Origin of the sequence: Paenibacillus sp. FSL H3-0333, from assembly GCF_038002805.1 — a bacterium.
GTDB classification, from domain to species: domain Bacteria; phylum Bacillota; class Bacilli; order Paenibacillales; family Paenibacillaceae; genus Paenibacillus_AQ; species Paenibacillus_AQ silagei.
The window spans coordinates 1,310,311-1,325,757 of sequence record NZ_JBBODG010000001.1 but is presented as its reverse complement, the minus strand read 5'-3'; the positions used below and the strand labels follow the sequence as shown (position 1 = coordinate 1,325,757).

The 15,447-nt window shown below is 51.9% G+C and carries 9 protein-coding genes, 1 tRNA gene and 3 rRNA genes; 1 reads left to right on the top strand and 12 read right to left on the bottom strand.

The window, feature by feature from the left end:
• Positions 1-27: 27 nt before the first annotated feature.
• The 8 genes from MHH78_RS05825 to MHH78_RS05790 form a co-directional block, all read right to left on the bottom strand.
• Positions 28-1,092, bottom strand: coding sequence for a protein arginine kinase (locus tag MHH78_RS05825; RefSeq protein WP_341166882.1), 1,065 nt, complete (start codon positions 1,090-1,092; stop codon positions 28-30).
• 29 nt (positions 1,093-1,121) lie between these two features.
• Positions 1,122-1,643 (bottom strand): UvrB/UvrC motif-containing protein, encoded by a 522-nt coding sequence (locus MHH78_RS05820; RefSeq protein WP_076081723.1) that lies wholly within the window; start codon positions 1,641-1,643, stop codon positions 1,122-1,124.
• 30 nt (positions 1,644-1,673) lie between these two features.
• A complete protein-coding gene (locus MHH78_RS05815) occupies positions 1,674-2,135 on the bottom strand; it encodes a CtsR family transcriptional regulator (RefSeq protein WP_036721901.1) in 462 nt (153 codons plus the stop codon).
• Between the two features lie 362 nt (positions 2,136-2,497).
• A complete protein-coding gene (locus tag MHH78_RS05810; protein ID WP_339251633.1) occupies positions 2,498-3,670 on the bottom strand; it encodes a GNAT family N-acetyltransferase in 1,173 nt (390 codons plus the stop codon).
• Positions 3,671-4,104: 434 nt separating this feature from the next.
• Positions 4,105-4,221: ribosomal RNA gene (gene rrf, locus MHH78_RS05805) — 5S ribosomal RNA — on the bottom strand.
• Positions 4,222-4,298: 77 nt separating this feature from the next.
• Positions 4,299-7,227: ribosomal RNA gene (locus MHH78_RS05800) — 23S ribosomal RNA — on the bottom strand.
• A gap of 168 nt (positions 7,228-7,395) precedes the next feature.
• Positions 7,396-7,471, bottom strand: a tRNA-Ala gene (locus MHH78_RS05795).
• Between the two features lie 146 nt (positions 7,472-7,617).
• Positions 7,618-9,178, bottom strand: a 16S ribosomal RNA gene (locus tag MHH78_RS05790).
• Together the 16S, 23S and 5S rRNA genes with 1 tRNA gene alongside form the textbook arrangement of a ribosomal RNA operon.
• A gap of 425 nt (positions 9,179-9,603) precedes the next feature.
• Here MHH78_RS05790 and MHH78_RS05785 point away from each other — a divergent pair.
• Positions 9,604-10,854: an MFS transporter gene (locus tag MHH78_RS05785; protein ID WP_076083515.1), complete on the top strand. Its 1,251-nt coding sequence runs from the start codon at positions 9,604-9,606 to the stop codon at positions 10,852-10,854.
• A 10-nt stretch (positions 10,855-10,864) separates the two neighbouring features.
• On the opposite strand, the gene MHH78_RS05780 is transcribed toward MHH78_RS05785, so the two are convergent.
• From MHH78_RS05780 to MHH78_RS05765, 4 genes are all read right to left on the bottom strand, one after another.
• Entirely contained in the window at positions 10,865-12,610 is a 1,746-nt protein-coding gene (locus MHH78_RS05780) for a transglycosylase domain-containing protein (protein ID WP_340994628.1), read from the bottom strand.
• 92 nt (positions 12,611-12,702) lie between these two features.
• The gene (locus MHH78_RS05775; protein ID WP_339251638.1) at positions 12,703-13,332 is read right to left on the bottom strand and encodes a hypothetical protein; all 630 of its coding nucleotides are present in this window, start codon (positions 13,330-13,332) and stop codon (positions 12,703-12,705) included.
• Between the two features lie 103 nt (positions 13,333-13,435).
• Positions 13,436-14,542 (bottom strand): sensor histidine kinase, encoded by a 1,107-nt coding sequence (locus MHH78_RS05770; protein WP_076083525.1) that lies wholly within the window; start codon positions 14,540-14,542, stop codon positions 13,436-13,438.
• Between the two features lie 18 nt (positions 14,543-14,560).
• On the bottom strand, positions 14,561-15,268 hold the full coding sequence (locus MHH78_RS05765; RefSeq protein WP_036694776.1) for a response regulator transcription factor: 708 nt from the start codon (positions 15,266-15,268) through the stop codon (positions 14,561-14,563).
• Positions 15,269-15,447 lie beyond the last annotated feature (179 nt).

Sequence of the window (15,447 nt, the reverse complement as noted above, 5' to 3'; positions counted from 1 at the left end):
CCTCCACGGATAATAAATATCTATAATTTAATGTTGTGATCCCAGTGTCTCCCGGAGCAGCTTCGCCCGGTACATATCGCGTTCAGTAGGCGACAGCGCGTCACCGAACAGCTTTTGCAGAAAGCCCGGCTGAGTCTTGACATTCAGCTCATTGAGCACTGAAATCGAAGGCCCTTCCAGAATCCCCAGATCTACACCAAGCCGCAGATCGGAGAGCCGCTGTGCCGATTCTTTCAGTTCCATCACAGCAGCATAGGCCAGAATTCCGTAGGAGCGCTTGATACGGTCCGTAATCCGCAGAGCGGAATCGACCAGCAGGCGTTCGCGGGCGTTGCGTTCATGCTCTATAATCTGGGTGACTACGCTGTGAAGATTCTCAATAATCTCATTTTCGGTCTGTCCAAGCGTAATCTGGTTGGAGATCTGAAAGATATTCCCTACTGCTTCGCTGCCTTCACCATAAATTCCTCTAACGGTAAGCCCCACCTGATTAACTGCGGACAAAATGCGGTTGATCTGATGCGTCATCACCAAGGCCGGCAGATGCACCATAACCGAGGCTCTCAGCCCTGTTCCCACATTGGTGGGACAGCTTGTTAAGTAGCCTCTGCGGTCATCGAAGGCGTAATTGACAGCAGCCTCGAAAATATCATCGATGGCGGTTGCCCTTACCCAGGCTTCTCTGACCTGCAGCCCCGGGAACAGGCATTGAATCCTGAGATGATCCTCCTCATTGATCATAATGCTGACCGACTCGTCCTCATTAAGAATGACTGCCCCGCCCTTGGAATCATCCGCCAGGTTAGGACTGATGAGGTGCTTTTCCACCAGTACCTTTTTGTCCAGCTCACCCAGCTCATCCAGTCTCAACAGCTCGAAGCTGCCGAAGTCGGCCGAAGCTTCACCCTGAAATACGGGGGCAAGCTGCTCCAGCACCTCCTCCGACTGCTCTCTTGAAGCGAGCAGCGGGAACGGAAGATGCTCCAGATTACGGGCGATCCGCATACGGCTGCTGATGACAATCTCGGAATGGCTGCCGCCGCAGCGCATCCAGTCACTCAGTGCTTGTTCGGTAAACCGGAGACTTGACATGCCCGGATCCCTCCTATATATCAAAGACTTTACTCTTGTGGCATTTCTTTTTCAAGCTTGCGGATTCTGTCCCTCAGCTCAGCTGCGGTCTCGAACTCCTCCTGCACGATACTCTGCTGCAATTCCTGCTTCAGCTCATCAATCTGGCGCTTGCACATGATCTGTGCGCCCGCCCGCTTGGGCAGCTTGCCGACATGCGCTGTACTGCCATGCACCCGTCTGAAGAGCGGGTCGAGCGTACTGTCGAAATACTTATAGCAAGAGCTGCAGCCGAACCGTCCCAGCTTGCTGAACTGTGAATAGGTCATGCCGCAGTTTTCACAATGCAGACCCTGCACATTCTGTGCTGCTGTCTTGCTCTTGCCTGCGCCTTCCAGATCCAGAAGACCGGAAAGCAAGCTGTGGATAGAGAAGCCTCCCGCAGTTCCGGGAATCAGTTCACCCTTCTCCCGCGCACAGCTTTCGCAGATATGAAATTCCGTCTTCTCCCCGTTCACAATCTTCGTGAAGTGGAGTGTAGCCGGTTTGACGCCGCATTCCTGGCATAGCATGAGCGGTGTCCCTCCTTACCATTTGACAAATTATTTGCCCAATAAAGAGATTAGCATAGCCTTCATAAGCTTGGCACGAATCTCATCCCGGTACGGCAGATTAACCGTCAGGCATTCCCGGGAAACCGCAGACCGCATCAGACACGCTTCACGTTTGGAGAGGAAACGGGCCTCCTCCAGCTGATAAATCAGCCCTTCGGCAGAATTCTGATCAATATCATTCCCTATCGTGGAGTTCAGATGTGCGTATAAGGCCACATTCTGAGGCAGCTCATAGCGCTGAATCCGGATATATCCGCCGCCGCCGCGTTTACTCTCCACCACATATCCCTTTTCCAATGTGAACCGTGTGCTGATGACATAATTGATCTGTGACGGGACACAGGAGAACTGGTCCGCCAGATCATTGCGCTGAATTTCCACCGTACCTTCGGGACTTTCATGCAAAATATTCTTCAGATATTGTTCAATAATATCGGAGATATTACGCATCACTCATCCTCCAGTGTATAAGCATTGGTTAAATCTGTGCTGCGCCAACGCCTGCCGTCAGAGACATGCTCTTAAGAACTTAACCCGGGCAATGTAATAAGAATCGGCTGCAATAGCCTCTGCACTGCGCTTTTTCTCTAAATGTTACATTCCTGAGAACGATGATATCCGGCCTGCGTTGACTTTGACTTTCTTTGACTTTTTCATATTATAACATATTCTCGCTGAATGCCAAGAGGTTACTCTTATTTTTTACGTTTTGGCTGTATTGTATTCCGGTTGCCTGCTTCGTTCACTGAATGGAGGCGTTATGTATAGGACAGCTCCTCCCTTTCCAAGGGAAGAGGAAGAGCCGTTCTCTGTCAGAAAAAATCGAATAATGCCGTCTCGGCCTGCGGAATCAGCGCTTCAAGCCAAGCTGTCGCCTCAGCAGTCCCGGATAATTGTCCGTACTTTGCCGCCTGAAGCGGGCGCTTGTATCCCATCAGCAGCACAGTAAGCGTGCCGATACTGCATTCCAGGTCAGCCTCTGACCGCTCGCCCTGAATCCGGGTGAACGTCGCTGCCCCTTGCTCCGACACAGTCCACTGCCATAACCCGTTGTTCCATGATGCATGCTTATCTTCAATATAAAGCACCCGCTCCCGGTCACCCTCCGGCACATTGAAGATCATGTTCTCCACAAAAGCCTTAGCATTGACGATACGCGCCATGAAGTATGGATAATTCTCCTGCGCAATCCGCGGATCGGGAAGCAGGAAGGGCAGAATGTCGTCAGCCGGCACCAGCTTCAGCTGTGCAGCCGTAATCATGGAGTCGTGATTGGCCAGGAATGTCCACAAGCCCTGGCGGGCAAGCTCGTTCCCATAGATAAACTCATCTATGACCAGCTCCTGCTGCACTATTTTATACAGCACATAGCCCTCCGGTTCACCCTGCTCAGAATAAAACACACAGGAATGCGTAGCATCATCAAGCACACTTTCCTTCCACCAGGTCTCAGTGCGCTGGAGAGTCCCGTTATACCTCATGGCGAATTGGTCGTACAACTGCTGGAATACTGCAAGATCCGGGATATCGCGCTTCACGCTGCCCTTAATCTCCGTCTTGTGCGGGAACTTCCCTACCGGAAGAGTATACTTCTTATATTCACAGTAGATCTCCCATCCGAATTTACGGTAAAAGGGAATCAGGAACGGATGCAAAAAGGACAACGTCTGACCGGCTTCATTCATCGTCTCGAGCGCATGGGTCAGCAGATGGGCTACATAACCCTGCCGGCGGTTCTCCGGCCAAGTGGCTACACCGGCGATGCCCCCCATAGAAATGGGCTTGCCTTGTATATATACCTGTAACGGAAGAAGCGTCAGCTTCGCACCTATGCTGTCTCCTTCAAAAATCGCCCAGGTTTGTTCCGGCTTGAAGTTCTCCCTGGCGCGTACTCTATCTTCTGCAGAAACCTTATACTTAAAAGCATATTCGGACAAGCTCAGGCTGTCCTCAAATTCTCCGGCACGTAATTGCCTGATTTCCATGCTGTTCCCCCCGTTACATTCCATAAATTAGCTCCAGATATTTGCTTAATAGAGAGTATAACAAGCCAAGCCGCCGGATGCTAATAAAGGCTGGCCATCCGTTGCAAAAAGAATAGTTATCCACAGCTTTTGCACAGCAAAGCAAAAAACCGGAAAGAGTTTCTTTCCGGCTCAAAAGAGTTATCCCCGATTACATTTTATCTATCCACAATATTCACTTTTTATCCACAAAATCGGTGTATTACTTATGTTTTCGCTTGACTCATCCACAATATTGTGCGTGATTCCCCCATGATCCGGGGATCATTCTGTTCCTGTAAAGGTATCCACATGTGCGCAACTTTTCTGTACTTACTGAAATCTATCCACAGCTTTTCCACAGCCCTGCCCGCACGCAAAAAAACCACTGTCGATTGCTCAACAATGGCTCATGTGCTTGGCAACGTCCTACTCTCCCAGGACCCTTCGGTCCAAGTACCATCGGCGCTGGAGGGCTTAACGGTCGTGTTCGGGATGGGTACGTGTGGAACCCCTCCGCTATCGCCACCAAACGGGCATTTACAGCGTAAATGCTTCAGGAATTTGATTCCTGAAAACTGAATCCGAAACGAATCTGCGTGTTAAAAGTTTGGATAAGCCCTCGACCGATTAGTATTGGTCAGCTCCATGCATTGCTGCACTTCCACCTCCAACCTATCTACCTCGTCGTCTTCAAGGGGTCTTACATGTTGGGAAATCTCATCTTGAGGGGGGCTTCACGCTTAGATGCTTTCAGCGCTTATCCCGTCCGTACGTAGCTACTCAGCCATGCTCCTGGCGGAACAACTGATGCACCAGCGGTACGTCCATCCCGGTCCTCTCGTACTAAGGACAGCTCCTCTCAAATTTCCTGCGCCCACGACAGATAGGGACCGAACTGTCTCACGACGTTCTGAACCCAGCTCGCGTACCGCTTTAATGGGCGAACAGCCCAACCCTTGGGACCTACTTCAGCCCCAGGATGCGATGAGCCGACATCGAGGTGCCAAACCTCCCCGTCGATGTGGACTCTTGGGGGAGATAAGCCTGTTATCCCCAGGGTAGCTTTTATCCGTTGAGCGATGGCCCTTCCATGCGGTACCACCGGATCACTAAGTCCGACTTTCGTCCCTGCTCGACTTGTAGGTCTCGCAGTCAAGCTCCCTTATGCCTTTGCACTCTGCGAATGATTTCCAACCATTCTGAGGGAACCTTTGAACGCCTCCGTTACTCTTTAGGAGGCGACCGCCCCAGTCAAACTGCCCGCCTGACACGGTCCCCGTACCCGATGAGGGCACTAGGTTAGAACCTAGATACGATCAGGGTGGTATCCCAACGGCGCCTCCAGCGAAGCTTGCGCTCCGCTCTCACCGGCTCCCACCTATCCTGTACAGATCGTACCCAAATTCAATATCAAGCTGCAGTAAAGCTCCATGGGGTCTTTCCGTCTTGTCGCGGGTAACCTGCATCTTCACAGGTATTAAAATTTCACCGGATCTCTCGTTGAGACAGCGCCCAAGTCGTTACGCCATTCGTGCGGGTCAGAATTTACCTGACAAGGAATTTCGCTACCTTAGGACCGTTATAGTTACGGCCGCCGTTTACTGGGGCTTCGGTTCACAGCTTCGGGTTTAACCCCTAACCGCTCCCCTTAACCTTCCAGCACCGGGCAGGCGTCAGCCCGTATACTTCGCCTTACGGCTTCGCACAGACCTGTGTTTTTGCTAAACAGTCGCTTGGGCCTTTTCACTGCGGCCCCCTCGGGCTATTCACCCTACCGAGGCACCCCTTCTCCCGAAGTTACGGGGTCATTTTGCCGAGTTCCTTAACGAGAGTTCTTCCGCGCGCCTTAGAATTCTCTTCTCGCCTACCTGTGTCGGTTTGCGGTACGGGCACCTTCTCCTGACTAGAGGCTTTTCTTGGCAGTGTGAGATCATGACCTTCGCTACTATAATTTTCGCTCCCCATCACAGCCCAGCCTTAATGATGTGCGGATTTGCCTACACACCAGCCTCACTGCTTAGACGGACATCCATCAGTCCGCGTCACTACCCTCCTGCGTCACCCCATCGCTCATAGCGGATTACGGTGGTACAGTAATTTCAAACTGTTGTCCTTCGACTACGCCTGTCGGCCTCGCCTTAGGTCCCGACTTACCCTGAGCGGACGAGCCTTCCTCAGGAAACCTTGGGCTTTCGGCGGATCAGATTCTCACTGATCTTTTCGTTACTCATACCGGCATTCTCACTTGTATACTCTCCAGCGCTCCTTACGGTACACCTTCAACGTATATACAACGCTCCCCTACCCCAGATGCAAAGCATCTAGCCATAGCTTCGGTGGTGTGTTTAGCCCCGTTACATTTTCGGCGCAGAGTCACTCGACCAGTGAGCTATTACGCACTCTTTCAATGGTGGCTGCTTCTAAGCCAACATCCTGGTTGTCTGTGCAACTCCACATCCTTTCCCACTTAACACACACTTGGGGACCTTAGCTGATGGTCTGGGCTGTTTCCCTTTTGACAATGGATCTTAGCACTCACTGTCTGACTCCCGGCAAGAAGTAAATGGCATTCGGAGTTTGACTGAGCTTGGTAACCCTTGCGGGCCCCGCACCCAATCAGTGCTCTACCTCCACCACTCCATTCACCGAGGCTAGCCCTAAAGCTATTTCGGGGAGAACCAGCTATCTCCGAGTTCGATTGGAATTTCTCCGCTACCCCCACCTCATCCCCGCATTTTTCAACATGCGTGGGTTCGGGCCTCCAGTGCGTGTTACCGCACCTTCACCCTGGACAGGGGTAGATCACACGGTTTCGGGTCTACGTCCACATACTTAGTCGCCCTATTCAGACTCGCTTTCGCTGCGGCTCCGGCTTCTCACCTTAACCTTGCATGTTAAACGTAACTCGCCGGTTCATTCTACAAAAGGCACGCCATCACCCATAGAAAGGGCTCTGACTTTTTGTAAGCACACGGTTTCAGGTTCTATTTCACTCCCCTTCCGGGGTGCTTTTCACCTTTCCCTCACGGTACTGTTTCACTATCGGTCGCCAGGTAGTATTTAGCCTTAGCAGATGGTCCTGCTGGATTCATACGGGGTTTCACGTGCCCCGCACTACTCGGGATCCGTCTCGGAGAGAACACAGTTTAGGCTACAGGGCTTTTACCTCTATCGCGGGCCTTTCCAGACCTCTTCACCTACCATATTCCTTTGTAACTCCATGTGAGACGTCCCACAACCCCAAGAGGCAAGCCCCTTGGTTTAGGCTGTTCCGCGTTCGCTCGCCGCTACTGACGGAATCACTATTGTTTTCTCTTCCTCAGGGTACTTAGATGTTTCAGTTCCCCTGGTCTGCCTCTGCGTATCCTATGTATTCAGATACGAGTAACTGCGAATTACCACAGCTGGGTTTCCCCATTCGGACACCCCCGGATCAAAGCTTGCTTACAGCTCCCCGAGGCAGTTTCGTTGTTCGCCACGTCCTTCGTCGGCTCCTGGCGCCTAGGCATCCTCCGTGTGCTCTTAGTAGCTTAACCAATGCGTTTTCCCTAAGGAAAACCGCTTAGCATCGCCATTAATTCAAAACTTGTTTACACAAGTTCAGCTTAAAGGAATGTTCTAAAACGCAAATTCGTTTCGGTATCCAGTTTTCAAGGATCAAGTTGTATCTAGTATTTCAGACATAACAAATAGATGAAGTTTGTTGGTGGAGCCAAGCGGGATCGAACCGCTGACCTCCTGCTTGCAAGGCAGGCGCTCTCCCAGCTGAGCTATGGCCCCGCAAATTCCATCAAAACCGAACAAATGGAAACGCTCAAGGCTTTACGAAGTAAAGCCTGCTTCAGGAAGTAAAGCCTGCTTCAGGAAGTAAGCTTCCTGAAGACTTTTATTTGAATGTCTTCGTTGCAGAAGACGATTCTCCATAGAAAGGAGGTGATCCAGCCGCACCTTCCGATACGGCTACCTTGTTACGACTTCACCCCAATCATCTACCCCACCTTCGGCGGCTGGCTCCCTTGCGGGTTACCCCACCGACTTCGGGTGTTGTAAACTCTCGTGGTGTGACGGGCGGTGTGTACAAGACCCGGGAACGTATTCACCGCGGCATGCTGATCCGCGATTACTAGCAATTCCGACTTCATGCAGGCGAGTTGCAGCCTGCAATCCGAACTGAGACCGGCTTTGCTGGGATTGGCTCCACCTCGCGGCTTCGCTTCCCGTTGTACCGGCCATTGTAGTACGTGTGTAGCCCAGGTCATAAGGGGCATGATGATTTGACGTCATCCCCACCTTCCTCCGGTTTGTCACCGGCAGTCACTCTAGAGTGCCCAGCTCAACCTGCTGGCAACTAAAGTCAAGGGTTGCGCTCGTTGCGGGACTTAACCCAACATCTCACGACACGAGCTGACGACAACCATGCACCACCTGTCTCAACTTTCCCCGAAGGGCACCTGATGCATCTCTGCTTCGTTAGTTGGATGTCAAGACCTGGTAAGGTTCTTCGCGTTGCTTCGAATTAAACCACATACTCCACTGCTTGTGCGGGTCCCCGTCAATTCCTTTGAGTTTCAGTCTTGCGACCGTACTCCCCAGGCGGAGTGCTTACTGTGTTAACTTCGGCACCAAGGGTATCGAAACCCCTAACACCTAGCACTCATCGTTTACGGCGTGGACTACCAGGGTATCTAATCCTGTTTGCTCCCCACGCTTTCGCGCCTCAGCGTCAGTTACAGCCCAGAAAGTCGCCTTCGCCACTGGTGTTCCTCCACATATCTACGCATTTCACCGCTACACGTGGAATTCCACTTTCCTCTTCTGTACTCAAGTCACCCAGTTTCCAGTGCGACCTCAGGTTGAGCCCAAGGTTTAAACACCAGACTTAAATAACCGCCTGCGCGCGCTTTACGCCCAATAATTCCGGACAACGCTTGCCCCCTACGTATTACCGCGGCTGCTGGCACGTAGTTAGCCGGGGCTTTCTTCTCAGGTACCGTCACTCCGGCAGCAGTTACTCTACCGGACGTTCTTCCCTGGCAACAGAGCTTTACGATCCGAAAACCTTCATCACTCACGCGGCATTGCTCCGTCAGGCTTGCGCCCATTGCGGAAGATTCCCTACTGCTGCCTCCCGTAGGAGTCTGGGCCGTGTCTCAGTCCCAGTGTGGCCGTTCACCCTCTCAGGTCGGCTACGCATCGTCGCCTTGGTGGGCCGTTACCCCACCAACTAGCTAATGCGCCGCAGGCCCATCCCCAAGCAGCAGATTGCTCCGCCTTTCATTCTCTCTTCAGGAGAAAAAAGAAATTATCCGGTATTAGCTACCGTTTCCGGTAGTTATCCCAGGCTTGAGGGCAGGTTGCCTACGTGTTACTCACCCGTCCGCCGCTAAGTCTGAATGGAAGCAAGCTTCCTTTCAGACTCCGCTCGACTTGCATGTATTAGGCATGCCGCCAGCGTTCGTCCTGAGCCAGGATCAAACTCTCCAAATTGGTATTTAGAAAGAGCGATTGCTCATTTTGAAACTGACGATTCATTAAATGAATCTTGTAAAAATTAAAGCGTTCCATTTGTTCAGTTTTCAAAGAACTTGCTCCGTGCATTTCAACGTTATGTCTCTTGCACAAGAATTAGATCATATCATTTTATTACGTTTGTTGTCAACTTATTTTTCTTTCGCCGCTCAATTCAGCGTCGATGTCTCATAAGCACAAGAGATAATATATCACGCGTTCCAAACGTTTGCAAGTCTTTTTTTACAATAGGATTAAGCATTGCTTTTTTTGAGTTAATAATGAATAGTTGACCGCTGCCCTGCACAAATTGATTCCCATAATGCTTCATTTGTCGCTACAATAGGATTTATCTTCGTATCCATAGATAACTTACTTATTAACTGTTCCTGAAAGGAGTCCAAATGTCCAACAAGACCCTGCCTCAAGCTCCACCCGGCTCTTTGGGTGAATCACGCAATTTGCAGCAGGCTACCATCTACCGTATTTTGCTTGCTGTCAGCTTTGTTCATTTATTCAACGATTCCATTCAGGCATTAATTCCGGCGATGTTCCCTGTACTAAAGGATAACCTGGTGCTCTCTTATGCCCAGATCGGCTGGATTGCGTTCGCGCTGAATATCACCTCTTCGGTGATTCAGCCTATTATCGGCTTCGCCGCTGACCGGAAGCCGCGTCCGATCCTGCTCCCGCTGGGGATGTGCTGTACCTTTGCCGGGGTCTTCCTGCTCGCTTTTGCCGGCAATTATGTATTAGTGATTGTGTCCGTAATGCTTGTGGGCTTCGGATCAGCTGCGTTCCATCCGGAAGGGATGCGTGTGGCTCATATGGCTGCCGGTCAGCGCAAGGGGCTGTCGCAATCCATATTTCAGGTGGGCGGCAACGCCGGCCAGGCCTTGGGTCCTCTATTAATGAAGTGGGTATTCATTCCCTTCGGTCAGATGGGTGCTCTCGGCTTCACCGTTATCGCCGCTGCCGGAGTCGCCATCCAGGCCTATGTGGCCCGCTGGTACCGAGAGATGCTGGATGCCGGATACACCTTCCGCAAAAAGTCAGCGTCACGCTCTATCGACCCTGCCCGCAGCAAACGTATTCTGATTACAACGGTTATTCTGGTCTTCATCGTATTCGTGCGATCCTGGTACGGCGCCTCCATCGGCGGGTATTACGCCTTCTATTTGATGGACAAATACGGGATGACGCTGGATAAGGCACAGATCTATATCTTCATCTATCTCGCTGCCGGCGCTGTGGGCACCTTCTTCGGCGGACCGCTGGCAGACCGCTTCGGCCGACGCAATCTCATCCTGGTGTCGATGATCGGGACGGTGCCGTTTGCGCTGGCCCTGCCTTTTGTGAATCAGTTCTGGGCGGCCGTGCTGCTGATCATCTCCGGGTTCATTCTACTATCCAGCTTCTCCGTCACTGTGATCTACGCGCAGATGCTGTATCCGGGCAATATTGGTACGGTCTCGGGTCTGATTACCGGCCTTGCGTTCGGGCTTGGCGGAATTGGCTCTGTCGTAATTGGGCATCTGATCGATACGATCGGAATCGCCACGGTGTTCGTGGCCTGCGGATTCCTGCCGCTGCTCGGCCTATTGGCTCTGCTGCTGCCCGGTGACAAGAAGCTGGAGGAATGGGCGGCGGAATAAGCAAATCTATTCATAGCATGGAGAGAACCTTGGAGAACATAGCAGCTGCAAGCCCGCTGCCGGCAGTCATGTAGTTGTCGGGATCAGAGCGGTCGAAACCCATCCATACTGCCGCTGTCCATCTAGGGGTATAGCCTACAAACCATAAGTCCCGGTTGGCCTTGCCGGGGACTCCCGGCAGGTCCAGCTGCGTGGTTCCTGTCTTACCGGCCACCGTAACGTTCATTTGCGCCCGTCTGCCCGTCCCTTCATTCACCGCCTGACGGAGCATCGCTGTCATATCCGCTGCGGTACGTACCGAAATGGCCTGCTGCGGCGCAGCGACATGTGAATACACCACCTGATTCTGCGAATTCCTGATACTACGCACCAGATACGCCTTGTTAAGAATGCCTCCATTTGCAAAGACGGTGTAGGCTTGAGCCATCGTGAGCGGAGAAACCCCGCTATGCAGACCTCCAAGGGCAATAGCCAGATGGTTGTCTTCTGCAGCGAGTTCCATTCCCAGCCTGGCTGCAAACCCACGGGCATAGCTGACCCCCACCTGCTTCAGCAGCCATACCGCTGGGGCATTAATGGACTGCTGCAGGGCAACCCTCATGCTCACCTGCCCACGATATACACCGTTCAGATTAGCCGGACTGTAGCTGCCATAGGTTGTTTTAATATCAGGCAGGAGACTGTCCGGCGTATATTTCCCGCTCTCCAGCGCCGGTCCATAATCTATAATGGGCTTGAGCGCGGAGCCTGGCTGCCGGGAAGGAGTTACGGCTCTGTTCAGACCGCCTGTACGCGGGCTTCGCCCTCCCAACAGTGCGGCCACTTCACCGGTCCGCTGGTCCATGATGACCATGGCTGCTTCTGCTCTCTGGTTTTTGCCATCCGGCGGAAATGCCTCTTCCTGTGAGAAGGCCCGCTCCATAGCCCGCTGCGCCTCAATATTCATGCCCGTCACCAGTGTATAACCGCCTGTGCTTAGCTCCTTTTGCGATAATCCTGTCTGCCGCATCGCTTCCTGAATTGCCGCATCCATATAGGACGCCCCGACAATCTCAGTCTTATCCTTAATCGGAGGTACGTAGGTGCTCTTCATTGCTGCCGTCATCTGCTCGGTTGTTATCAGCTTGTGCTGCTGCATAATCCGCAGGACCAGATCCCGTCTGCCTGTTGACAATTCAATGTTGTCTGCCGGGTTATAGATGGAAGGCCCTTTGGGAATAGCCGCCAGTGTCGCGATCTGTCCAATCTCCAACTGCTCCAGATCAGTTATACCAAAATAACGCTCCGCTGCAGATTTCACCCCATATTGCCCTTGCCCCATATAAATTTGATTAAGATACAGCTGCAAAATCTCATCCTTCGATAACTGCTTCTCCAGCGCCAACGCTATTGAGGCCTCGTTCAGCTTACGCAGCAGATTCTGCCCCCGGTTCAGATACAACCCCCTTGCCAGCTGCTGAGTGATGCTGCTTCCACCCTCCGATACCCCCATACGTAAGGTATTGTTGACTAATGCGCGGGCTATTCCCTGGTAGTCCAGACCCTTATGACTGTAAAAGCGGCGGTCCTCAACAGCAATGAAAGTATCGATGAGCAGCTGCGGCATCTCTCCAAGTCCTGCTTTGATTCGGTAGCCTGTCTCAGGTAGCGGTATTCTCCGCAACATTGTTCCGTCAGAGGCCATAATGACACTTGATTCCGGTAAAATCATTTTCTCCGGATAACGATCCAGCATCAGCTTTCCATAATGACTCATATAAATAATTCCTGCTAGCATGAGAATAGCAAGGATGACTGTCAGATCAAAAACGGCATAGCAAATACGCAGCAGCGATCTCCGTCCTGTTCTCATACCTGCCGAGTCCAATGCTCCAGAAGCTTTTCCATTCCCAATGCCTCCTGCTTAGCCATCGCCAGCTGCTGCAGAACTGCAGCAGGGATATTACAGACCTCTTCCTCTGACTCCGCCACTGTCAGTTCCAGCATGCGGATCAACGCCCGTGTCCGCAAAATAAGCGCCATGAATTCTTGTGCATCCGGCTCCGGCATTAGTATTTGCGGTGCAGGGGCCGCTGCTGGCCGCAATCCGGCCTGATGAATCCGGCGCAGACTGGCAGCCAACCGTCTGAATTCCCCACCCGATTGCACCTCAAGGTCCGCAAGCTCACAGGCGCCGTGAACCGCCAGTTGTTCCGCGGCGCGCAGCAGCGCGGTAGTATCGTTGGCTGCTTTTTGTGAACGGAGCAGGAACAGCCCTGCACATACAACGGTGAACATCATGACAGCCGCCGGTCTTGCGCCGATATGATTGATGATCCAATGCATGAAACGGACAAACAGCGCAGCCGATTCCGGCGTATACCAGGAGTAGAACATAGTAAAAATCCCCCGCATAAGCAGCAACAGCCCTGCACTAAGCAGAACGCTACCGCAGAATATGTAGAGGTAAAGTGTGCGGATCGTGTGTATTTTTGACATCAGCCAACTTCTCCTGCCTCCCCGGGTCTCATCCCATAGCCCAAGGATATCGGCTAAATCTTAAGAAACACCATTGCCATTTCTTAAGAAATACTGAAGATTGTCAGGAGGATACCGGAAACCGGGTAACAAAGTCAGTCCGGGATCTGGTGCTGTGAGCCGTAATCTCCCCATGGTGCCTTTCCACAATTCCCTTGGCAATCGCCAGACCCAATCCCGAGCCCCCGGTAACCTGCGATCTGGAGCGCTCCGCCCGGTAGAACCGCTCAAAAATATGTGGAAGATCCCCCTCCGCAATCATCTCGCCGAAATTGCTGATCCGCACAACTGCATCGTTACCTTCACAGCTGAGTCCAATCTCAAGCCTTCTTCCATCCTTCCCGTACCGGATCGCATTGGCAATCAGATTCTCATAAGCACGCACCAATTCGTAAGGTGCCGCTTCAATCCACAGCGATTCGGTATCATCCTGCAGTTCATAAGTCATGCCTGCACGGGTCAGTGCCGGAACCGATTCCTCCGCAAGCTGGCGCATAAATGCCTTGAGATCGAGCCGTTCCAGCACTAACGGCAGTCTGCTGCTGTTAACCCGCGTGTATTCAAACAAGTCGTCAATCAGCTTGCGCAGCACCAATGACTTCTGATAGGCAATCCCTACATAGTAACGTATCTCCGCCTCTTCCCGGCAGCGGTCCTGCTCAATATACTCCAAGAAGCCAAGCACCGAGGTCAACGGAGTGCGGAGATCATGCGATACACCGGTAATTAGCTCGTTTTTGGACTCGACAGCCTTGCGTTCTTCCAGCAGCGAATGCTGTAGCCGCTCAGACATAATGTTGATGTTCTCCGCAAGTACCCCCAGCTCGTCCGACGTTCGGACCTCAATCCGGTGCGATTCATCAAGCTTCGTGATCTGCTGGATACCGCTGGTGATCTCTTCGAGGTACGAGACGATTTTACGCGTATAGATGAAAAAGAAGATCAGGAAGCTGGCAATCCCGACAGCGGTCATCAGCGGCGCTGAACCGATATGGTTGATCATCCATTTCAGAGTACGCGAATACAGTGCGGAGGGCTGCGCCGGCTGCAGATAAATTAAAGAGTTAACCAGCCGATAGCCCGCCAAAAGCAGAGCTGCCCCCGACAAAATACTCAGCACAAAGGCCCAGATAAACTTCCAGCGGATGGTGCTTATATATTTGGTGTTCACTACAGTTCCCCTCAGCTTTCAGGATGGATGATCCAGTTTGTAGCCAATGCCCCATACGGTCTGCACATAACGGGGCTGCTTTGCGTCCAGCTCGATTTTGTCGCGGATATTGCGGACATGCACCATCACGGTGTTGCCACCATCCAGAAAAGGCTCATTCCACACTTTCAGATAAATCTGCTCCATACTGAGCACCTGTCCCTGATGCCGCGCCAGAAGTTCCAGGATAGAAAACTCGCGGGGTGTCAGCTTCACCTTGCGATTGTCCACACTTACCTCATGCCGAAGTGTATCTATCAGCAAATCTTCAAAGATCAGTTCGTGCTCATTCGTTCTGGCAGAAGTGTCCCGATTCAATTTATGGTAACGGCGCAGCTGCGATTTGGCCCGCGCCACCAGTTCCAGCGGATTAAACGGCTTGCCCACATAATCGTCTGCACCGATGCTGAGTCCAAGGATTTTGTCCATATCGGCATTCTTGGCGGAGAGCATAATAATCGGCATGTTGCGTTCTTCACGAATCTTCATGCAGGCGGCAATCCCATCCATGTGTGGCATCATCACATCGAGTATAATGAGATCCACCTCTTCCTTGCCAAGGCATTCAAGCGCCTCCCTTCCGTCAAATGCCTTAAGCAGCCGGTACCCCTCATTGCGAAAATAGATATCCAGCAGTTCCACAATCTCCACTTCATCATCCACCAGCAGTATCGTTTCTTGGTTCACGGGCATTTAATCCTTTCCTTAGCTCTTTCCATTAGTCTATAAGAAAAAGTTCAGGGAAGGCAACCATACGGTCGGGCTTGATCGGGGTAATATTATTCAGCAGTGTTTTTTTGCGGTACAATTAGTTAAAACTTAAATTAATATGATGTTGGACACTTATTCATCAACGGGAGGGACTG